Source organism: Acidimicrobiia bacterium (assembly GCA_036271555.1).
Classification (GTDB): Bacteria; Actinomycetota; Acidimicrobiia; order IMCC26256; family PALSA-610; genus DATBAK01.
On sequence record DATBAK010000059.1, the window covers coordinates 1 to 20,222 of the forward strand.

At 71.0% G+C, this 20,222-nt stretch carries 18 protein-coding genes; 8 read left to right on the forward strand and 10 right to left on the reverse strand.

Going from position 1 to position 20,222, the window contains the following annotated elements:
• Positions 1-126: 126 nt before the first annotated feature.
• Positions 127-900, reverse strand: a complete 774-nt coding sequence (locus tag VH914_14325; protein ID HEX4492382.1) for an SDR family oxidoreductase — start codon at positions 898-900, stop codon at positions 127-129.
• A 47-nt stretch (positions 901-947) separates the two neighbouring features.
• Here VH914_14325 and VH914_14330 point away from each other — a divergent pair, with 47 nt between their 5' ends.
• The 4 genes from VH914_14330 to VH914_14345 are packed head-to-tail and all read left to right on the forward strand — an operon-like array spanning position 948 to position 5,055.
• Positions 948-2,093 carry an epoxide hydrolase gene (locus VH914_14330; GenBank protein HEX4492383.1) on the forward strand — a complete coding sequence of 382 codons (1,146 nt, stop codon included), beginning with the start codon at positions 948-950 and terminating at the stop codon, positions 2,091-2,093.
• 4 nt (positions 2,094-2,097) lie between these two features.
• The gene (locus tag VH914_14335) at positions 2,098-2,358 is read left to right on the forward strand and encodes a hypothetical protein (GenBank protein HEX4492384.1); all 261 of its coding nucleotides are present in this window, start codon (positions 2,098-2,100) and stop codon (positions 2,356-2,358) included.
• 59 nt (positions 2,359-2,417) lie between these two features.
• Positions 2,418-4,133 (forward strand): amidohydrolase family protein, encoded by a 1,716-nt coding sequence (locus VH914_14340; GenBank protein ID HEX4492385.1) that lies wholly within the window; start codon positions 2,418-2,420, stop codon positions 4,131-4,133.
• A 16-nt stretch (positions 4,134-4,149) separates the two neighbouring features.
• Positions 4,150-5,055, forward strand: a complete 906-nt coding sequence (locus VH914_14345) for a TIGR03619 family F420-dependent LLM class oxidoreductase (GenBank protein ID HEX4492386.1) — start codon at positions 4,150-4,152, stop codon at positions 5,053-5,055.
• 88 nt (positions 5,056-5,143) lie between these two features.
• Here VH914_14345 and VH914_14350 read toward each other — a convergent pair whose 3' ends face one another.
• From VH914_14350 to VH914_14370, 5 genes are all read right to left on the reverse strand, one after another.
• Positions 5,144-6,418 carry an aromatic ring-hydroxylating dioxygenase subunit alpha gene (locus tag VH914_14350; protein ID HEX4492387.1) on the reverse strand — a complete coding sequence of 425 codons (1,275 nt, stop codon included), beginning with the start codon at positions 6,416-6,418 and terminating at the stop codon, positions 5,144-5,146.
• A 5-nt stretch (positions 6,419-6,423) separates the two neighbouring features.
• Complete coding sequence (locus VH914_14355; protein ID HEX4492388.1) at positions 6,424-7,158, reverse strand: GNAT family N-acetyltransferase; 735 nt, start codon at positions 7,156-7,158, stop codon at positions 6,424-6,426.
• Positions 7,159-7,474: 316 nt separating this feature from the next.
• Positions 7,475-9,529, reverse strand: coding sequence for an ATP-binding protein (locus VH914_14360; protein HEX4492389.1), 2,055 nt, complete (start codon positions 9,527-9,529; stop codon positions 7,475-7,477).
• Positions 9,505-11,031 (reverse strand): S8 family serine peptidase, encoded by a 1,527-nt coding sequence (locus VH914_14365; protein ID HEX4492390.1) that lies wholly within the window; start codon positions 11,029-11,031, stop codon positions 9,505-9,507. The genes VH914_14360 and VH914_14365 overlap by 25 nt, the downstream gene beginning before the upstream one ends.
• Positions 11,028-11,477 carry a response regulator transcription factor gene (locus tag VH914_14370; protein ID HEX4492391.1) on the reverse strand — a complete coding sequence of 150 codons (450 nt, stop codon included), beginning with the start codon at positions 11,475-11,477 and terminating at the stop codon, positions 11,028-11,030. The genes VH914_14365 and VH914_14370 overlap by 4 nt, the downstream gene beginning before the upstream one ends.
• 218 nt (positions 11,478-11,695) lie before the next feature.
• Here VH914_14370 and dinB point away from each other — a divergent pair, with 218 nt between their 5' ends.
• Positions 11,696-12,886 carry a DNA polymerase IV gene (gene dinB, locus VH914_14375; protein ID HEX4492392.1) on the forward strand — a complete coding sequence of 397 codons (1,191 nt, stop codon included), beginning with the start codon at positions 11,696-11,698 and terminating at the stop codon, positions 12,884-12,886.
• A 99-nt stretch (positions 12,887-12,985) separates the two neighbouring features.
• Here the strand turns inward: dinB and VH914_14380 are convergent, their stop codons facing one another.
• Positions 12,986-13,741, reverse strand: a complete 756-nt coding sequence (locus VH914_14380; GenBank protein HEX4492393.1) for a maleylpyruvate isomerase family mycothiol-dependent enzyme — start codon at positions 13,739-13,741, stop codon at positions 12,986-12,988.
• 109 nt (positions 13,742-13,850) lie between these two features.
• Between VH914_14380 and VH914_14385 the strand changes: the two genes are divergently transcribed.
• From VH914_14385 to VH914_14395, 3 genes are all read left to right on the forward strand, one after another.
• Positions 13,851-14,453 (forward strand): SigE family RNA polymerase sigma factor, encoded by a 603-nt coding sequence (locus VH914_14385; protein ID HEX4492394.1) that lies wholly within the window; start codon positions 13,851-13,853, stop codon positions 14,451-14,453.
• The gene (locus tag VH914_14390) at positions 14,450-15,337 is read left to right on the forward strand and encodes a hypothetical protein (protein HEX4492395.1); all 888 of its coding nucleotides are present in this window, start codon (positions 14,450-14,452) and stop codon (positions 15,335-15,337) included. Before VH914_14385 ends, VH914_14390 begins: the two co-directional genes overlap by 4 nt.
• Before the next feature lie 75 nt (positions 15,338-15,412).
• On the forward strand, positions 15,413-15,748 hold the full coding sequence (locus VH914_14395) for a hypothetical protein (protein ID HEX4492396.1): 336 nt from the start codon (positions 15,413-15,415) through the stop codon (positions 15,746-15,748).
• Between the two features lie 16 nt (positions 15,749-15,764).
• Here the strand turns inward: VH914_14395 and VH914_14400 are convergent, their stop codons facing one another.
• The 3 genes from VH914_14400 to VH914_14410 are packed head-to-tail and all read right to left on the reverse strand — an operon-like array spanning position 15,765 to position 20,210.
• On the reverse strand, positions 15,765-17,828 hold the full coding sequence (locus VH914_14400) for an ATP-binding protein (protein HEX4492397.1): 2,064 nt from the start codon (positions 17,826-17,828) through the stop codon (positions 15,765-15,767).
• Positions 17,825-19,099: an EAL domain-containing response regulator gene (locus VH914_14405; protein HEX4492398.1), complete on the reverse strand. Its 1,275-nt coding sequence runs from the start codon at positions 19,097-19,099 to the stop codon at positions 17,825-17,827. Before VH914_14405 ends, VH914_14400 begins: the two co-directional genes overlap by 4 nt.
• A 46-nt stretch (positions 19,100-19,145) precedes the next feature.
• Positions 19,146-20,210: a zinc-binding dehydrogenase gene (locus VH914_14410; GenBank protein HEX4492399.1), complete on the reverse strand. Its 1,065-nt coding sequence runs from the start codon at positions 20,208-20,210 to the stop codon at positions 19,146-19,148.
• Positions 20,211-20,222 lie beyond the last annotated feature (12 nt).

A 20,222-nucleotide genomic window follows, 5' to 3' on the forward strand; every position in this document is an offset into this window, starting at 1 on the left:
CGTCGTCGAAGAGCTGATCGAGCAGCAGCCGGCGGCTGGGGTCGGCCAGCGCGCGGAACACCTCGTCCACGCCGAGCAACATAGGTGACTATTTAGTCACCTGTCAAGCGGTGCCGGTCGCCGACGTCAGACGCAGGTCCAACCGCCGTCGACGGTGACGACCGTGCCGGTGACGAACGAGCTCGCGTCGCTCGCGAGGAAGAGCATTGCGCCGTCGAGCTCGTGCGCGTCGCCGCCTCGACCCATCGGCGTTCGCGCGCGCATCCACTTCTCTGCGGCTTCCGAACCGAACATCACGCCGTCGGTCATCTCGGTGTGGAACCACCCCGGCGCGAGCGCGTTCACGCGCACGCCCTGGCGCGCCCATTGCGCGGCGAGCTCGCGCGTGAGATTGATCATGCCGCCCTTCGACGCCGCGTAGCCCGCTTCAGGGATCTGCCCGACGCCGACGACACCCCAGATCGACGCGACGTTGACGATGCTCCCGCGTGCGCCGCGCTCGACGATCGCGCGCGCGGCGGCACGCGCGACCTCGAAGGGCGCGATGAGATCGAGGTCGACCGTCGCGCGGAAGTGGTCCGACGGCTCGTCGAGGGCGGGCACGGGATCGCTCGCGCCCGCGTTGTTCACGACGACGTCGAGCCGTCCGTAGCGATCGAGCGCGGCGTCGACGAGCCGGGCCGGCATGTCCGCCGCAGTGATGTCGCCGGGCATGACGAGCGCGTCGGGCAACTCGCTCGCCAGCGCGTCGAGCCGGTCGGCGCGCCGCGCGGTGAGGACGACGCGCGCGCCGGCCGCCGCGAGCACGCGCGCGAATCGCGAACCGAGCCCGCTGCTCGCGCCGGTGACGATCGCGACCCGGTCGTCGAGCCGAAAGATCTGGAGCGGATCGGGCAGCATCGGCCGCAGTGTACGAACCCGCCGCGTGTCGACCAGACTGCGCGCCCATGGCGAACGACGAGATCCGAGACTTCCGCGTCGAGGTGGCTCCGGCCGTCCTCGACGACTTGCGCGACCGGCTCGCGCGCACGCGCTGGACCGACCAGATTCCCGGATCGGGCTGGGGCTACGGCACCGACGGCGAGTACCTGCGCGAGCTCTGCGAGACGTGGCGCACGACGTTCGACTGGTCGGCGCAGGAAGCGCGCTTCAACCGCTGGCCGCACGGCCTCACCGAGATCGACGGCCAGACCGTGCACTTCATCCACGCGCGTTCGCCGGAACCGGACGCGCTGCCGCTCGTGATCACGCACGGGTGGCCGGGCTCGGTGTCGGAGTTCCTCGACATCATCGACCCGCTCTGCAACCCGCGCGCGCACGGCGGCGATCCGAAGGACGCGTTCCACGTGGTCTGTCCGTCGATGCCCGGATACGGATGGTCGGGACCGACGCGCGACAGCGGGTGGGACGTACGCCGCATCGCGGAAGCGTGGAAGGTGCTGATGGCGCGCCTCGGATACGACCGTTACGGCGCGCAGGGTGGCGACTGGGGCTCGATGGTGTCGAGTCAGATCGGCACGCTCGACGCGGAGCACTGCGCGGGTGTGCACATCAACATGGTGCTCGGCGCGCCGCCCGAAGCCGGGCCGGAGCTCAGCGCCGAAGAGCAAGCGGATCTCGCGCGCATGGGCGAGTTCATGAACAACGGCACCGCGTACCAGCAGATCCAGGGCAAGAACCCGCAGACGCTCGGCTACGGATTGAACGACTCGCCCGCGGGGCTCGCGGGTTGGATCGCGGAGAAGTTCTACGCGTGGACCGATCACGACGGCGACCTCGAGACCGCGGTCACGCGCGACCAGATCCTCACGAACCTCACCGTCTACTGGGTGACAGGCACGATCAACTCGTCGGTGCGGCTCTATTGCGAGTCGCAGCGCAGCGGTCGGTTCCCACCCTTCGATCGCGTCGAGGTCCCCGTCGGCTGCGCGCTGTTCCCGAAGGAGATCCTGAAGATGCCGCGCAGCTGGGCGGACAACATGTACAACGTGACCCGCTGGACCCGGTTCGACCGCGGCGGCCACTTCGCAGCGCTCGAGGAGCCCGACCTGCTGATCGACGACGTCCGCGCCTTCTTCGAGACCGTGCGCTGACTGCTTGACCTCGAAACGGGACGGCTTCGACTCACCTGAGGACGCGGCGCTCGCGGGATGGGCTTCGACGCCGTCCGCGCGCGCCCGAGTCGTCGCCGTCGAGGTCGTGGGCGATCGCGCGGAAGTCGTGCTCGCGACCGATGACGACCACAACCATGGCGATTGGGTCTACTGCTGTCGGCGTGCTGGTCGATGGTACGAGGTGCTCTCCGGCAGTGGCCCGTCGAGCGGCTGGTCGGATCCCGCCGTCCTGCACTGGGAGTAACGGGCGCAGAGGTCGCCGGTAGGCTGACCGCGGCCGGAGTCGGCGAAGGGGGAAACGCGATGCACGACCTCGTGGTGAAGGGCGGCACGATCGTCGACGGCACCGGCGCCGCACCGCGCACGGCCGACGTCGCGATCACCGACGGCGTCGTCACCGAGGTCGGCAGGGTCGACGGTGCCGCGCGCGAGACGCTCGATGCCGACGGGCTCGTCGTCACGCCCGGCTTCGTCGACGTGCACACGCACTTCGACGGCCAGATCACGTGGGATCCGCTGCTCACCCCGACGTGTTGGCACGGAGTGACCACGATCGTGATGGGCAACTGTGGCGTCGGCTTCGCGCCGGCCAAGCCCGACAAGCACGACTGGCTCATCGGGTTGATGGAGGGTGTCGAGGACATCCCCGGCGCCGCGCTCTCCGAGGGCATCCAGTGGTCGTGGGAGTCGTTCCCCGAGTACCTCGACGCGATCGACGGCGTGCCGAAGGTGCTCGACATCGGCACGCAGGTGCCGCACGGCGCAGTGCGCGGCTACGTGATGGGCGAGCGCGGTGCGCGCAACGAGCCCGCGACCGAAGACGACATCGAGCAGATGGCCGCGATCGTGCGCGAAGGCATCGCCGCCGGCGCGCTCGGCTTCTCCACGAGTCGCACGATCGTGCACATGGCGATCGACGGCGAGCCCGTGCCGGGAACGTTCGCCGCGGAAGACGAATTGTTCGGCATCGGCGCGGCGCTGGGCGACCTCGGCACCGGCGTATTCGAGCTCGCGCCGGCGGGCGCGCTCGGCGAGGACCTCGACGCACCCGACCGCGAGATGCACTGGATGCGACGGTTGTCGGCGGCGATCGGCCGTCCGGTGACGTTCGCGCTCACGCAGAACGATCACGATCCCGACGCGTGGCGGCACATGCTCGAGCTCTGTTCGCAGGCGACGGCGGAGGGTGCGCGCGTGCGGCCGCAGGTCGCGGGGCGGCCGGTGAGCCTGCTGCTCGGGCTGCAGACGTTCCACCCGTTCTCGTACTGCCCGTCGTGGGGCCCGCTCGGGTTCCTCTCGGTCGCCGAGCGCGTGCAGCGCATGCGCGATGCCGAGCTGCGGCAGAAGCTGCTCGACGAGGCGCACCACATCGACCCCGGTTTCATGCAGTTTCTCGACCCCGAGCGCATCTTCCCGCTCGGCGCGCCGCCCGACTACGAGCCCGCACGCGCGACGAGCCTCGCCGCGCAGGCGCGTGCACGCGGCTGCGATCCGTTCGAGGTCTTCTACGACGCGCTCATGGACGACGACGGCGACGCGCTCGTGCTGCGGCCGCTGCTCAACTACTCCGACTTCAATCTCGATCCGGTGCGCGAGATGCTGCAGCACCCGACGAGCGCGTGGGGGCTCGGCGACGGCGGCGCGCACTGCGGCACGACGTGCGACGCGAGCACGCCGACATTCATGCTCACGCACTGGGTGCGCGACCGGGCCGAGGGCAAGCTGCCGCTGGAGTGGGTCGTGCGCAAGATGACGAGCGAGACCGCGTCGCTCTACGGGCTCGGCGATCGTGGCGCGCTCGTGCCCGGCAAGCTCGGCGACTGCAATCTCATCGACCTCGACGCGCTCACGCTGCACGCGCCGCGCATGGTGCACGACCTCCCCGGCGACGGCCGCAGGTTCGTGCAGGGTGCCGACGGCTACGTCGCGACCGTCAAGCGCGGCGCGGTCACACTGCGCGAGGGTGCCGATCAGGGTGCGCGTCCGGGACAGCTCGTGCGCGGCGCGCGCACGGCGTAGTTCGGAACCGACGACGATGCAGTTCTCGGTTGGTCTGCCGACGGATCGCGTCGACGCGGCGTCGGAGTTCGTCACGGGCGGCGCGGTCGCGGAGATGGCCCGCGCCGCGGAGGCCGCCGGTTTCTCGGCCTGTTACGTCACCGATCATCCCTGTCCCGACGATCGGTGGCTCGCGACCGGGGGCCACCACGCGCTCGATCCGATGGTCGTGCTCGCGACGGCGGGCGCCGCGACGACGACGCTGCGACTCCAGACGCACGTTTTCATCCTTGCGTACCGCAACCCGTTCCTCTCCGCGAAGTCGGTGCTCAGCCTCGACCGCATGTCGAACGGGCGCGTGATCCTCGGTGTCGCGTCGGGATACCTGCGGCCGGAGTTCGGCGCGCTCGGTGTCGAGTTCGACGAGCGCAACGAGCTCACCGACGAGGCCATCGACACGATGGTCGCGATCTGGACGACCGACGGCGTCGCGATCGAGGGCCGGCACTTCCGTGCGCGCGGCGCGACGATGGCCCCGCATCCGGTCGCGCAGCCGCACCCGCCGATCTGGATCGGTGGCAACAGCAAGCTCGCGATCCGGCGCGCGGTCGAGCGCGGGCAGGGCTGGCTGCCGTTCCCGAATCCGCAGGCCGCGAGCCGCGCGCTGAAGACGCCGAAGCTCGAATCGGTCGCAGACCTCAAGGAACGGCTCGACTACGCACACGAGCACGCGCAGACCGTGGGCCGGACCGAGCCGCTCGACGTGTGCTGCGCGCTGTTCTCGCGCTCGCTCGGTCGCAGCGTCGAGCTCGGCGCGCAGCGCGACGAGCTCGCGGAGCTCGCGGAGCTCGGCGTCGGCTGGGTCACGATCGGATTCCCCGCCGACACCCGCGCCGAATGGCGGACGCAGCTCGACCAGTTCGCACACGACCTGATCGGTTGACGGCGACCCGCCTACGCGGTGGTCGCGGTGGTCGCGGTGGTCGTAGTGGTACTGCGTTAATCGGCGATATGCCGATAACGCAGTACCACTACAGACGGGCGAGCTCGGAGGGGACGATGCCGAGGTAGTCCTCGAGATTGCGGTGCAGGTTCACGATGCGCCGTTCCTCGGTGGGCGACACGTGGAGATGCGTGATCCCCGGCTGGTGCAGCCCGCGCTGGCTGCGCGCGAAGTTCGCGAGGTCCTGGTTCAGCACGATGCCGAGCGGCAGCTCACCGTCGGGGTCGAGGTCGAGCTCGAACGGTCGCGTGCGCTCCGAACCCGTGGGCCGGCGGTCGAACGTCCATGCGTCCATGAACGAGTCGAGGTGCGTCGCGCCCGGACGCGCGCGCACGACGTTGAGCATGTCGGAGAACACGAGCACCGTGATGTTCGGGAACAGGTTGTACTGCGACATGTTCAGCGTCTGATCGAGCGTGAGGTGCGAGTAGTCGAGACCGCGCTCGCGCGCCCGCTCGTGAATGATCGCGGCGATCTCGTCGCGCAACGTGCGACCCTCGCCGACGACCGGCGCGGGTCCCGGATCGCCGACGAGCTCGAGCCCGACGCGGTTCCCCATGATCTCGACGAACGCCTCCCACACGCGCTGGTCGTCGGGCCGGTCGCGCAACCGTGGCGACGCGAGCCCGTACGGCTGTTCGAGCTTGCCGTGGCGTTGCCACGCGATCTGCGGGCCGTTCACGTCGTCGCACATCGGCAGCATCTCGCGATGGATTCCCTGCACGTGGTACGTCTCGCTGAACCCGTCGATGAGCGTCTTCCAGTTGCACCGCGCGGGTACCGAGACCGCGGCCGCGCAGTGGAACGTGTCGAGGTCGGCCCACGCGCTGTCGGCGGGCACGGGCTCGAGGAACTCCGCGAGCGGTCCCGCGCCGGGATCGAGGTTCACGAACACGAGCGGACCCCACGTGTCGACCTGCACCGGCACGAGCGGTAGGTCGTCGTTCAGCACGCCGAACTCGCGCCGCGACGGGATCTCGCGCAGACGGCCCTGGAGATCCCACGTCCAGCGGTGGAACGGGCAGCGGATCTCGGTGCGCCCCTCGCCGGAACCGGAGCACAGCTCGCTGCCGCGGTGACGGCACGCGTTCTGGAACGCGCGCAGCTCGCCGTCGTCGCCCCGCACGATCAGTACCGAGAAGTGACCGATGCGGTACTCGTACCAGTCGCCCGCGCGCGCGACGTGATCGAGCGAGCACGCGAGCTGCCACACGCGCGGCCAGAGCCGGTCTTCCTCGCGTCGCGCGAATTCGGGATCGGTGTAGCGCGCCGCGGGGATGGCGACGGGCGTGAGGGTGCTCACCGCGGTCACAGGGTCCTCCGCATCACGATGCCGTGGTCGTCGTCGCGCGTGACGTCGAAGCCCGCGGCCTCGAACATGCCGACGGTGCCGTGATACGCGGCCGCGCCGTCGGCGGGATTGCGCAATGGATAGGCCTCGACCGCCGTCGCGCCCGACGCGCGCAGCGCTTCGATCGTGGTCGCGAGCAGCTCGCGCGCGACCCCGTGGCCGCGGTAGGGAGGCGCGACGACGAAGCAGACGACCGACGCGGTCTGATCGTCGGCTGATGTGTCGTCGCGATGCCTCGGCATCGTGGCGCGCCGCGACGCATTGCACCATCCCGCGACGCGACCGCCGACCGTCGCGACGAATCCGGTCATCGCGCCGTCGCGCAATCCGGATTCCAACTCGTCGCGGTTCCGGGCCGCCGGACGATCGCCCCACCCTTCGGCGGCCACGTGGTGGCAACGGCAGTAGCACGACGCCCAGCCCGGGTTGTCGGCGAACGCGTCGTGGTCGAAGAACGACACGACGTCGGCGACGCACGAAGCGGCCGGGCGCACCTCGATCGGACCGACCGTGTCGAGCCGCGCGGTCGGCCCGGTCAGCCGGTCGAACGCGTCCAGGAAGTTGAGGGCGGCTTGCGTCGACAGGCCCCACTCGGGGTGCGCGATCCCGCAGTGCTCGACCATCGCCGCGGCCAGCGCCTCGCGGTCGGCGCCCTCGACGGTGGTCCCGCAGGGGCACGTCGTGGTCGGCATCGTGCGATTCTCGCGCCCGGAGGCGCCGGTCCGCCCGTCGGCGTGGCCTCGTTTGCGGCCCTGCGACCAGGGCTTTCACAGGTTTTGCAGGCGCTTTGCCCAGGAGTCGTACAACGGGAGGCCGTGGGGGGCCGACGGGTGATCGCCCGCTGCCGACCTGGGGGTCTGTGGGGCCCGTAGCTGGCAGGAAGGCGGGGCGATCTTCCGTCGGTCTTCGCGCCCGGAATCGTTGCGGGACTCCCAGTGACCCGCACGGTTCCGGCCGGCCGAGGCGAGCGGGCGGGCTCGTCCGGGTCGGGAACGGGCCGCGCTCGGTTCAGTCCGTGGTGAGCAGCTGCGCCGGCGGCGCGGCCTCGCGTTCCAGGTTCGCCGGTCGTGCCCGCACGCTCGCGAAGCGGGGCGGGACGCTCGGCCGTGCGTCGTCCGTCGGTGACGCGTCACCGCCGTCGGCCGGTGCCGCGGCGACCGTGAGCGTGAAGCGGCAGCCGCCGTCGGCCTCGGGTTCGAGCGTGAGCGCGCCGCCGATGAGCGCCGCGAGCTGCCGGCAGAGGTAGAGGCCGAGACCGGTTCCACCCTGCCGTCGCGTCGACGACTGGTCGAGCTGCACGAACTGCTCGAAGACGCGGACGCGGTCGGCCTCGGGGATACCGGGACCGTGGTCGACGACCGCGATGCGAACGGCTTCGGCGACGGTCGTCACGTACAGGTCGATCGGCCCGTCGGGCGCGTACTTGTTGGCGTTGTCGACGAGGTTGAGCATGATCTGCCGTAGCCGTTCGGGCTCGGCCATGACGGTCGGCAGCGGGCGCGGTGTGCGCACACACAAACGCCCGCCCGTGTGCGTCGTGAGCTCGCGCTCGAGCTCCGCGACGAGGGGCTCGAGGTCGGTCGCGCCGCGCACCGTCTCGGCCTGCTGGTGCTCGGCCGCGGCGACGAGCAGCAGCTCCTCGATGAGGCGCTGGAGTCGATTGCCGTTCTCGATCGACGCGTCGAGCAGCTCGAGTCGCTTCGGCTCGGCGATGCGGTCGGCGAGCTTCCGCAGCGTGTGGTTCGCGGCAAGCATGACCGCGAGCGGCGTGCGCAGCTCGTGCGAGACGGTCGCGACGAAGTCGCCCTTCTGGCGGTTGAGGTCGACCTGCCGGTTCAGCGCGTCTTCGAGCTCGGCGTAGAGCCGCGCGTTCGCGGCGGTGAGCGACGCGTGGTTCGCGAACGCGTTGAGGGTCTGCACGCGCGCGGGCGCGCTGATGTCGGGATGACCCTCGCGCAGCACCGCCATCACGATCGGGGCCGCGCCGTCGGCACCGCCGCGCGTGATGACGACGCTCGCGGCGTCGGGGAACGCGGTCGACAACGCCGGCATCGCGCGATCGAGCTCGATCTCGCGGCCGAGTCCACGCGCCGTGAGTCGCCGCACCTCGCGCACGACCGGTGCCGCGGAGTGCCGCCAGCGACCCTCGTCGTCGACGGTGACGCCGACCCACTCGCCGGCGGCGTCGGTCGTGCAGCACAACGCGCCGATGCCGGTCGCGAGGCCGACCGCCTCGGTCGCGAGGAGGCGGAGCGCGTCGTGCAGGTCGACGACGTGCGCGGTCCGGGTCGACGCTTCGTGCAAGCGCTCGAAGCGCAGATGCTCGTCGCGCTGCGCGGCGGCGTGGCGGGAGTTGAACATGACCGTCGCGATCAGCGGCACGAGCAGCAGCGGCGCGAACGGGCTGTGGCGCGCGAGACCGACGGCGATGACGCCGAGCGGCGCGCCCCCGAGCGTCGTGAGCGCGGCCGTCGGCACCGACTGCGTGAGCACGGTCTCGAATCGCTCGTGCTCGACGGTCGCGAGCACCGCGGCGGTGAAGATCGTGTCGAACGACGCGAACACGAGCGCGGCGCCGATCGCGATCGCCCAGGCCACCGCGTCGCCGGCGTGCGTGTGCCCGATCGCCTGGAACACCGATGCTGCGACGAGTGCCGACGCGAGCCGGTTGCCGACGTTGTACGCGGTCTTCAACGGCGCGACGCGCTGCGCGCCGAGCGAGACGCCTTCGCCGACCGCGGCGGCGATACCGACGCCGATCGGACCGAGCGCGAAGAACGACGCCGAGAGCACCGCCTCCGCGAGCGTGAACGTGAACTGGTGGCGGCGGAACTCGAGCCGCATGTTGAACGCGCCCGCAGCCGCGAACGCGACCGTGTACGCGACGACGAGCGCGGGTGACCCGACGTGCGCGTGCGCGTGCGCGTTGATCGCGATCACGACCGCCGCGAGCAGCAATTGCAGCCCGATCAGGGGCGCGATGCGGAACCCGATCCGGTCAGTGGCTCGGGTTGGTGGGGCGGGCGTCGGGCTCGGCGTCAGCCCCAGGCCATCGAGTTCCACGAGGCATCCGTCCAACGGCTCGCGGTCCAGCGGCTGGCCGACCAGTCCGCGTTGGCCCACTGCGCGTCGGTCCAGCGTGAAGCCGTCCAACGCGATGCGGTCCAGCGCGAAGCCGTCCACCGGCTCGCCGTCCATCGGCTGGCGGTCCAGCGCGATGCCGTCCACGGCATGCCCATGAAGCCTCGACCCAGCCCTCCGAATGCGATCGGGAAGCGCTGCCACCAGTCGGAGCGCGGCGTCGCCGAGTCGGCGCCACTCACGCTCACCGCCGGTGCGGTGCTGCCCTTGATGTCGATCCCACCGTCGATGAGCGCGCCCTTCACATCATCGGGGGTGGCCTGCGGGTGGTCGGCGAGCACGACGGCCGCCGCGCCCGACACCAGTGCCGTCGACATCGACGTGCCGGTCCCGCGGAAGTAGCTGTCGCCGACCCGCGCGCTCGGATTCGCGACGTCGACCGCCGAGTTCACCGCGCGCAACGACACGTCCGAGACGCCCGGCGCGACCACGTCGGGCTTCGAGTAGCCGAAGAAGCGATCACGACCCGAGAAGGACGCGAGCTTGTCGTTCGCCGTCGAGGTCGTGCCGGTCGAGTCGGTCGCGCCGACGGTCACGACCCACGGGTCGTCACCGGGCGACGTCACCGTGCCCGCGCCCTCGTTGCCGGACGAAGTGACGACGGTGATCCCCGACGCCCACGCGGCCTCGACCGCGGCCGACAGCGGGTTGAAGAGATACGGAAGGTTCACGTCGGCACCGAACGACAGGTTGACGACGCCGATGTCGTAGTCGTCCTCGTGCGCGATGACCCAGCCGATGCCCATGAGGAGCTTCGACAGCGACGTCGAGCCGTTGGCGCCCGCGACCTTCACCGACACAACCGTGGCGCCCGGGGCGACGCCCGTGTGGCGGGTGCCGCCGGAGCTGCTCGCGGTGCCGTCGCCGGCGATGAGTCCGGCCATGAACGTGCCGTGCCCGTAGCGGTCGACGCCGTCGCCCTCGCCCGAGAAGTCGGGGCCTTTGACGAGGCGGCTGCCGCGCAGGTCGGGCGTCGCGTTCACGCCGGTGTCGATCAACGCGACGCCGACGCCGTCGCCTGCGTCGAGCGACCACTTCGGTCCGAGCGCGAGCGAGGTGAGCTGCGAGTCGACGGTGGTGAACGTGTTCGCCGCGATCGGGAACGTCTTTCCGGTCGCGTGCAGGTCGACGTCGGGCGTCACCCGGACGTCGGAGTCGTTCGTCAGCGCGCGGTAGCCCGCGTCGTCGACGTGCGCGCTGACCGCGTTCACGACCTCGATCGCGCTGTCGACGTGACCGTGGGCGCGACGCACGGCCGCACTGGCCGCGCCGATGCTCGCGCCTTCGACCACGACCGCGTGGCTGCGCGTGGTCGACGCGCTCGCGACCGTGGGCGCGACACCGGCGCCCGCGAATGCGAGCGCCGCCACCGCGGGCACGACGAGCCAGGCAGCGCGGCGCAGGCCGCGCGACGACGGCTTCACGCGTCGGCCACCATCGGGAAGTCGTCGCCGTCGTCGGGGACGGAGAGGAGCAGGTGCTCGATGAAGTCGGTGAGCTCGGTCGGGTTGAACGGCTTGGTGATGTAGTAGTCGGCGCCGGCCTTCCAGCCTTCCCACACCTCGGCGTCGGTGGCCTTGGCGCTGAGCAGGACGACCGGCATCGACGCGGTCGTCGGGTTCGCCCGCAGCGCGCGCAGCACCTCGTAGCCGTCGCGGCCCGGCATCATCACGTCGAGCACGAGCACGTCGGGGCCGATGAGCACCGCCGCCTCGTACGCCTCGTCGCCGTCGGCGACGGTCTGCACGTCGAAGCCCTCGGCCTCGAGGTTGGTCGCCATGACCGTGCGGATCATCGGATCGTCGTCGGCCCACAGCACCCGGATGCTCTGGCGACGGTCGGTGGCGAGAGGTGCGATCGCGACGGTCATGCGACTTCATCGGCATTCCGTTGGGCATTTCTTGAGCGAGAGCCTCACCTTCTCCTCACACTGGCCGAATGCGGCGCCTTTTCGCTCGCGCCTTCGGCGGCAACGCCTCACTCGCCGACTCGTACGCTCGCCGGCGAGCCTCGACGCTCGCTCCGCTCACGCCGTCGGCCGCGTGAACGGGCCTTGCTCGGCGGCTCCGGTTATACGAACATGTGTTCGTGTTCGACGAGGCGACGATCCTGCACGCCGACCTCGACGCCTTCTACGCGTCGGTCGAGCAGCGCGACGATCCCCGACTGCGCGGAAGGCCCGTGATCGTGGGCGGCGGCGTCGTCCTGTCGTCGAGCTACGAGGCCCGCGCGTGCGGTGTGCGCACCGCAATGGGCGGCCGCGCGGCGCGGCAACTGTGCCCCCACGCCGTCGTCGTCGGCCCACGCTTCTCGGCCTACACCGAGGCGAGCCGGGCCGTGTTCGCGGTGTTCGACGACACGACCCCGTGGGTCGAGGGGGTCTCGATCGACGAGGCCTTCCTCGAGGTCGGCGGGCTGCGGCGGGTCGCCGGCACCCCGACCGAGATCGGGGCGCGACTGCGCCGCGAGGTGCTGGAACGGGTCGGACTGCCGATCACGGTCGGGGTCGCGCGCACGAAGTTCCTCGCCAAGGTTGCGAGCGGGATCGCCAAGCCCGACGGCCTGCTCGCCGTGCCGCCCGCGGAGGAGATCGCGTTCCTGCACCCCCTCCCGGTTCGGCGGCTGTGGGGCGTCGGACCCATCACCTCGGCGAAGCTCGAGGAGAAGGGGATCACGTCGGTCGGGGAGGTCGCGCGGCTCGGAGAGGCGACGCTCGTCGCGTTGCTCGGGCCGGCGTCGGGCCGGCACCTCCACGCGCTCGCGCACAACCGCGACCCGCGGCCGGTGCACGCGCGTCGCCGGCGCCGGTCGATCGGGTCGCAGCACGCGCTCGGCCGTCGGCGCCGATCGCTCGCCGACATCGACGCGGTGCTCGTCGGTCTCGTCGATCGGGTCACGCGCCGGATGCGCGCCGCGAATCGCGTCGGCCGCACCGTGATGCTCCGGCTGCGCTTCGACGACTTCTCGCGCGCGACCCGCTCGCACACGATGCGCCGGCCGACCGCGCACACGGACACGATCCTCACGGCGGCGCGCGGGCTGCTCGCGACCGTCACCCGAACGATCGAACGCGACGGGCTCACGCTCGTCGGGATCTCGGTCGGGAATCTCGACGACGTCGACTCGCTGCAGCTCGAGCTACCCCTCGAACCCGAGCTCGGGGTCCAGCTCGACCGCGCGCTCGACGACGTCCGCGAGAAATTCGGTACGACGGCGGTGACGCGCGCGGTGCTGCTCGGCCGCGACACCGGCCTGTCGATGCCGATGCTCCCCGATTGACTCTTTGTTTCCCGCGACGAGGGGCGGATCGCTTTGCGGCCCGCCCGACTCGGAGGCTGACGCGTCGAGGAGGGCGATGCCTGCGAGCCCGACCAGAAGCTACAGACCGGGAAACAGCGGGCGGATCGCGTCGAGGACGGCGGGGTCGCCGTCGACGGGTGGTGTGTGCGCGGCGTCGAGGCGTCCGTACACGAGTCGGATGAGCGCCTCGGCCGGGAGCTCGAGCGCGGGCGCATCGTGATCGGCGCCGGCCGGTGCGAGGCGCACCCCGTTGACGTCGACGGTGAGCGCGAACCGGTGCGCGGGATCCGTCGTCGCCACGACGACGTCGAGGGTCGCGCCGCCCTCGGGCGCGTGCCCGGCCCAGCCCGCGATCATCGGCACCGACTCGAGGATGAGCGGGACCGCGGCGCTCGACAGCGCGGCGCTCGGATCGCGCACGACCGCCACATCCCACCAGTGCAGCGTGTGCTCGTTGATCCGCATCCGGATGAACCCGGGCAGGTCGAGATCGAGGGGGCCCATCGAGAACGCGAACCGCGCCCGCTCGTCGGGAGTCAGCGCGTCGAGCCGGTCGACGAGCGCGCGGTCGACACGCACGAAGTCGGCCGCTTGCGCGTCGGGATCCTTCGCGTTCCAGCGGTCCCAGACCGGCTCGGGTGACGACGCAGGACCACCGAGCCCGGTGTCGACCGACGCGATGAAGATCTCGGCGCCCGACCCGAGGTGCGAGAGCACCTGCGCGACCGTCCACTCCGACGGGTAGGCGGGGGTCCGCAAGTCGGCGGGGGAGAGCGTCTCGACGTCGGCACGGAAGGCCGCGACCGAGTCGGTGAGGATGTCGAGCTCCTGCATCGGAACCGTCCTGCTCGAGGGGGAATCGCAGTCTCGCCGATTTCCGGCCAACCTCGCGACCGGCTCCGGGGGTTGAAGGGAGTGACGGCGTCGAAACGCGGGAGGCGCAATGGAGTGGCTGCATCGGCGAGGCGCACGGCGACAGTTCGAGGAGTTCGTCGCCGACGCCGCGGCCGGGCTCGCGCGCACGGCGTACCTCATGACGTGGGATCTCGCCGAGAGCGAGGACCTCGTGCAGGAGACGTTCCTGCGCGTCGCGCGCCGGTGGGACCGCGTCCGCACGATGGACCAGCCGATCGCGTATGCCCGCCGGGTGCTCGTGAACCTCGTGCTCGACGGCTCGGCCCATCGCCGGCGTCGCCGTGACGAGCTCGCGGTGCCCGACGACGCGTTGCGGGTGATCGCCGATCACCGCGCGACGCAGGCGCTGCACTCCGTCGACGAGCACGACGGCCTGCGGCGCGCGCTCGGCGAGCTCCCGCGCAAGGAGCGCGCGCTGATGGTGCTGCGCTACTGGGACGACCTGCCCGAGCGCGAGATCGCGCGGCTGCTCGGCTGCTCGACCGGCACCGTGAAGAAGACCGCGTGGCGAGCGATGCTGCGGCTCCGCCGGAGCCTGCGCGTCGATCTCAGCCAAGCGGGCGACGCGGATCCCCCCGTCCGCGCCGCCGACCTCGTGACCGTTCCCGACGACGAAGGAAGTGCCCCGTGACGACCACCCTCGAAGCCGACGTCCGCGCCGCGTTCGCTCGCAGCGCCGACGACGTGTCCGACGATGTCGCGCAGCGTCTCGTGCGCCACGAATACCACCCGCGGCGCGTGCATCGCGGGCGCGCCATCGCCGTCGCCGCGAGCGTCGCGCTGCTCGTGCCCGCGACCGCGATCGCGGTATCCGACGCGCACGCCGGTGGTGGCGCCGCGCCGAGCGCGGTGACGCATCGTCGGGCCGACGTCGACCTCGCGGCCGCGGTGCGCGCCGCGGTCGACGGTGTCGCGGACGACGGGTTCCACGTGCACTCGACGTTCGACGACGGGCGGTCGGCGGACCGCTGGGTCTCGGCCGACGGCTCCGTGCTGCACATCACGACCTACGACGCGAGCGGCGCCAAGGCGCTCGACATCCTCTACTCGTATGCCGACGGGCAGCTCACGACGACCGAGGTCGGCTACGCCGATCACGTGTGGTCGGAGGCGACGATCCCGTGGAGTCACCGCCCGATCGACTGCAGCGACGGCACCTGTCCCGGCGTGCAGGGCGTCGGAGTCGCGAAGAACCTCGTCCAGGGCGCGACACTGTCGGCCGACGGTGTGCGCACGCTCCTCGAGTCGGGCGACTTCACCCGGCAGCCCGGCACCCAGGTGATCGACGGTGTACAGGCCTACGAGCTCACGGCGGCCGAGGGATCATCGCTGTGGATCGACGCCACGACGAATCTGCCGGTGCGGGTCGCGGTCGGCCAGGATGCCCAGGGCCGGACCGCGATCCGGAGCGATGTCGCCTGGCTGCCGGCCAGCGGCGCGAACGGCGCGCTCCTGACGGTCGACGCCCCCACCGGATTCACCCGAGTGCCGTCGGTCGACACGTACCTCGGCTGACGTCCTTGCGGCGGCGCACCGCTAGCTTCTCCGTGATGTCGCGCGCCGGTCGCGGCATCACGGAGGAGACGGCGGGTGACGGCCTTTCTCGTGATCCTGCCCCTCGGGTTGATCGCGGGCGCGTTCGTCGCGTCGACCGTGTTCGTGCGGCGTAGCACGCTGCGGATCACGGGCGCGGGGGTCGAGATCCGCAATTACCCGCAGGCGCCGCGCGTCGTTGCGCTCGAGCAGGTCGATCGCTTCGTGCCGACCGAGCGCTCGGGCAACTTCTCGTCGCTGCGCCCCGCGACCGCGACGCTGCTCCTCGTCGACGGCACGCGCGTTCCGGTGCGCTGCATCTCGGATCCGGAAGCGGGCTGGGGCATCGAAGCCCTGAACGAGCGCGTCGAGGTGCTGCGCCACCGCAACTGACAGCCGCCTCGCGAGCTCAGCCGGCGATGAGCGGGATGGTGGGAGTCTTCGGCAGGAGCTCGTCGACGCGGGCGAGGAACTCGGCGAGGTCGATGGGCTTCGTCACGTACGCGGTCGCACCCTCGGCGAGCAGACGCTCGATCTGGCGCTCGGTCGCGTCGGCGCTCAGCACGATCACCGGCAGGTCGGCGGTCGCGGGCTCGGCGCGCAGCTGCTGCAGCACGTCGCGCCCGTCCATGTCGGTGAGGTGCAGGTCGAGCAGCACCAGCGCGGGCGGCTCGCGGCGCGCGAGATCGAGACCCATGCGCCCTTGCATCGCGGGCACGAGGTCGATGTCGCCGCGCGACGCGAACACGTGCTCGATGAGCTTCACGTTCGCGAGGTTGTCCTCGATGTAGAGGACGGTGTGGCGCGCCGCGTCGCGCGCCGCGGCCTCGACGGGCTCGGGGTTCATCCGCTCGAAGCGCTCGACCGGTCCTTCGGTCAGCGGCAGCTCCACGTAGAAGGTGCTGCCGCGGCCGACGGTCGACTCGAAGTCGAGGCGCCCGCCCATCGCGTCGGTGAGCTTGCGCGACAGCGCGAGCCCGACGCCGGTGCCCTCGACGTTCGTCTGCTCGGCGCCGAGCCGCTCGAACGGCTGGAACAGCTTCGACTGCGACTCGAGCGGGATGCCGGCACCGGTGTCGGTGACGCTGATCCGGATCTGGCCGGGATCGCGGCGGTCGCAGCCGATCGCGATCGTGCCGCCGACGCGGTTGTACTTCACCGCGTTCGACAGCAGGTTCAGCAGCACCTGCCGCAGCCGTTGCCGGTCGGCGAGGACGTACGCGTCGGCCGCGCCGAGGTTCGCCGTGATCGTCACCGAGCGCTCGACGGCGAGCGGGCGGATGAGGTCGAGCACGTCGCTCACGACGTCGGTCGGGAGCACCGGCTCGGCCGAGAGCGCGAGGTTCCCGGTCTCGATGCGCGAGATGTCGAGGACCTCGTTGATGAGTTGGAGAAGGTGCCGGCCGCCCTTCACGATCTGCGTCACCGACTCCCGCTGCTCCTCGCTGAGCGGCTCGATCTCGAGCAGCTGCGCGAAGCCGAGTACCGCGTTCAGCGGCGTGCGCAGCTCGTGACTCATGCGGGAGAGGAACTCGCTCTTCGAATCGTTCGCGGCCTCGGCCGACGTGCGCGCGATCTCGAGCTCCGCCATCGTCTGCTCGAGCACCGCGGTGCGCTCGGCGACGAGGTGCAGCGCGTACGCGCGGCGCCGCATCATCAGCGCGATGACGAGCGCGACGATCACCGAGCCGAACAGCCCGAGCGTGAGGACGATCCACGGCACCGCGAGCGCGAGCGATCCGACCAGCGGTTCCCGGCTCGTCAGCACGACGAGCCACTTGTCGGCGCCGACGGTGACGGTGCGGCTGTCGACCGCGCCCTTCATCGGGAGATGCGTGGTCGTCGTCGACAGGATCTGGCTCGCCACCGGCTTCGTACCCGTGTAGATGGCGCCTTCGAGCTCGTTGAACGGCGAGCTCGGTGACGACTCGGTCACCTTCACGGGCCCGATGGTCGACTCGCTGTACACGACGAGACCGCCGGGGATCGCCTGCGCGAACGCGAGCCCGCGATCGTTGCCGGTCGCGCCGGGGATGATGACACTGACGAAGCCCTTCGCCTTCGTGGCGCGCTCGACGAGCGCGGCACGCGTCCCCGTCACCGTTCCGCCGGTTGTCAGGCCCTTGCCGGCCGCGGCGCGCACGACGTCGTTGCCGCCGCCGGTCGCGACGATCGCGAGGTTGCCACGACCGTTCGCCGTGAACTCCGCGGCGATCGTCTGGAACGCGCGACCCTGCGCGCCGTCGGCTTCGTACACCGTGCCGACGAGCCCGAGCTGCGATCCGAGCGTGCCGATCGAGCTCGTGAGGAACGCGCCGACCTCGCCCGCGCGCTCGTGCAGCAACCGGTGCTCCTGTTCCTGCACCGAATCGTGCAGCACGAGCGATGCGATGATCGTCAGCACCGCGAGCACGACGAACAGCGCGGGCGGGGTGAACCGCGAGGTCCGCGAGTGAATGTGGGTGCGCGTCATCGGGTTACCGCCGCCTTGTGGGGAAGCTCGGTCGCCGGAACCGGCGCCGGTCGTGCCAGATAGAAGCCCTGTCCCCACCGGATTCCGAGCCTGTGCAGGGTGTCGAGCTCGGCCTCGGTCTCGATGCCTTCCGCGACGACGTACGCGCCGATCTCCTCCGCGAACCGGACGAGGCACGCGCTGAGCGCGCGGCGAGCGGGATCGCTGTCGACGTTGCGCGTGAGCCCGTGATCGAGTTTGATCACGTCGGGTTGGAGGCTGAGGATGTGCTGGAGTCCCGCGTACCCGGCGCCGGCGTCGTCGACCGCGATGCGGCAGCCGCGCTCGCGGAACCGATCGAGCGAGACGCGCAAGACGTGGTAATCGCGGATCTTGGTGTGCTCGGTGAGCTCGAGGACCACACGGTCGAGCGGAACGCGCGCGAGGCAGTCGTCGAGCGCCACGCTCCGCGCCGTCATGGGCGACACGTTGAGCGACACGAAGAGCGTGTCGCGCAACGAACCGAGATGAACGAGCGCACGCTCGATCGCGAGCAGCTCGAGCTCGACGCCGCGGCCGATGGTCGCGGCCTCCGCGAACCACTGATCCGGCGGACGGTGCGGCGGACCCGCGAAGCGCGCGAGCGCCTCGACACCGACGACGTGACTCGACTCGAGGTCGACGATGGGCTGGAACTCGATGTGCATGCCGCCGTCGAGCAACGCGCGGTCGATGCGCTCCATGCGCCCGCGCCGCTTCTCGTCGAGCAGCCGTTCGCGCAGACGCTGCTGCTCGAGCTCGTGTTGCAACTGCGCGCGGTCGCTGTGCACGCGCAGATACAGCGCGCGCGTCTCGAGCAGGTTGCTGACGCGCAACAGCACTTCGAGACGGTCGATCGGCTTCGTCAAGAAATCCTTCGCGCCGGCCGCGAGCGCGCGTTCGCGCGCGCCGGGCGAGACGTCGGCGGTGAGGACGACGACGGGAAGGAACGTGTCGGCCGGCAACGCGTCACGCAGCGCGGCGAGTACCGACACGCCGTCCATGCTGGGCATGTGCAGGTCGAGCAGGAGGATGTCGGGCCGGAACTCGAGCACGCGTTCGACGGTGAGTCGCGCGTCGGTCAGGCCCTCGATCTCGGACACACCGGCGGCCGAGAGCATCGCCTGCAGCAGCCGGACGTTCGCCTCACGGTCGTCGACGATGAGCACGCGCGCGTTCTGCATCGCGGCCGTGGCCCAGCGCGGCACGCTGTCGCCCCCCTGCGTGCCCCCTTCGGGCTGTGCGTTGCCCACGTCGCCTTATCGGGCGGCAACGCCCCGAACCTGAGATGGAAGCGACTCAGCCGTCGAGGACGACGACGGTGCGGCCCATCGTGCGCCGGTCGGCCATCGCCTCGATCGCTTCGGGAATCGCCTCGAAGTCGATCACCCGCCCGACGATCGAGCGCACCGTCCCCTTCATCACGAGTTGCACAACACTTCCCATGATCTCGCGGCCCAGGTCGGCGGAGACGAAGTTCCAGCCCATCGCGGTCTTGACCATGTCCGCCATTGCCGGTTCCGCGTAGGCGAGGAGCACGCCACACAATTTGACGTTTGCGAGCGCGATCCGCCGGGGAACGACGAACGGCTCGTCGGCGACCACCTTGTTGGACGCGAACCCCATCATGAGATAGCGGCCGTTGTACGCGGTGCACGCGAGCGAGCGCTCCATCACCGCTTCGCCGACGTTGTCGAACACGACGTCGACCCCGCGGTTGCGTGTGGCCTCGAGCACGACGGCCCCGAAATCGGTGTCGCGGTAGTTGATCGCGACGTCGGCACCGAGCTCGCGGCACCACTCGACCTTCTCGTCGGTACCCGCGGTCGCGAACACGAATGCGCCCCGGTGCTTCGCGAGCTGGATCGCCGCGGACCCCGAGCCGCCGGCGGCCGCGTGGATCAACACCCGCTCGCCCGCTTGCAGGTCGGCGCGGTCGTAGAGGCCGAGCCAGGCAAGGTGGTACGGGAAGTAGAGCGCGGCCGCCTCGGGGAGCGGGATCGCGTCGGGCATCTCGAAGGTCGACACGGCCGGACACACCGCGTACTCCGCGAACCCGCCGTGCGCGCCCTTCGGCATCGCGACGACGCGCTGCCCCTGCCACGCCTCGGTTCCGGCGCCGCACGCGTCGACGATGCCCATCACCTCCATGCCCGGTGCGTACGGCAGCTCCGGGCGCACCATCATGTTGCCGCCGTTGATGCGCTCGAGGTCGTTGAGGTTGAACGGGATCGCCTGCACCCGCACGAGCACTTCGCCGGCATCGGGCTCGGGCACGGGCACGGTGTCGAGCCGCAGCACGTCGATGGGCCGGCCGTACTCGTGGGTGCGCCAGGCGCGCATCGTGCGAGGCTCGTTCGCCATGGCTCACCTGCC

Bases quoted from the DNA above. Each gene is read 5' to 3' on its own strand.
- VH914_14325 (HEX4492382.1), bottom strand. From the start codon at position 900: ATGCTGCCCGATCCGCTCCAGATCTTTCGGCTCGACGACCGGGTCGCG.
- VH914_14330 (HEX4492383.1), top strand. From the start codon at position 948: ATGGCGAACGACGAGATCCGAGACTTCCGCGTCGAGGTGGCTCCGGCC.
- VH914_14340 (HEX4492385.1), top strand. From the start codon at position 2,418: ATGCACGACCTCGTGGTGAAGGGCGGCACGATCGTCGACGGCACCGGC.
- VH914_14345 (HEX4492386.1), top strand. From the start codon at position 4,150: ATGCAGTTCTCGGTTGGTCTGCCGACGGATCGCGTCGACGCGGCGTCG.
- VH914_14355 (HEX4492388.1), bottom strand. From the start codon at position 7,158: ATGCCGACCACGACGTGCCCCTGCGGGACCACCGTCGAGGGCGCCGAC.
- VH914_14370 (HEX4492391.1), bottom strand. From the start codon at position 11,477: ATGACCGTCGCGATCGCACCTCTCGCCACCGACCGTCGCCAGAGCATC.
- VH914_14380 (HEX4492393.1), bottom strand. From the start codon at position 13,741: ATGCAGGAGCTCGACATCCTCACCGACTCGGTCGCGGCCTTCCGTGCC.
- VH914_14385 (HEX4492394.1), top strand. From the start codon at position 13,851: ATGGAGTGGCTGCATCGGCGAGGCGCACGGCGACAGTTCGAGGAGTTC.
- VH914_14400 (HEX4492397.1), bottom strand. From the start codon at position 17,828: ATGACGCGCACCCACATTCACTCGCGGACCTCGCGGTTCACCCCGCCC.
- VH914_14410 (HEX4492399.1), bottom strand. From the start codon at position 20,210: ATGGCGAACGAGCCTCGCACGATGCGCGCCTGGCGCACCCACGAGTAC.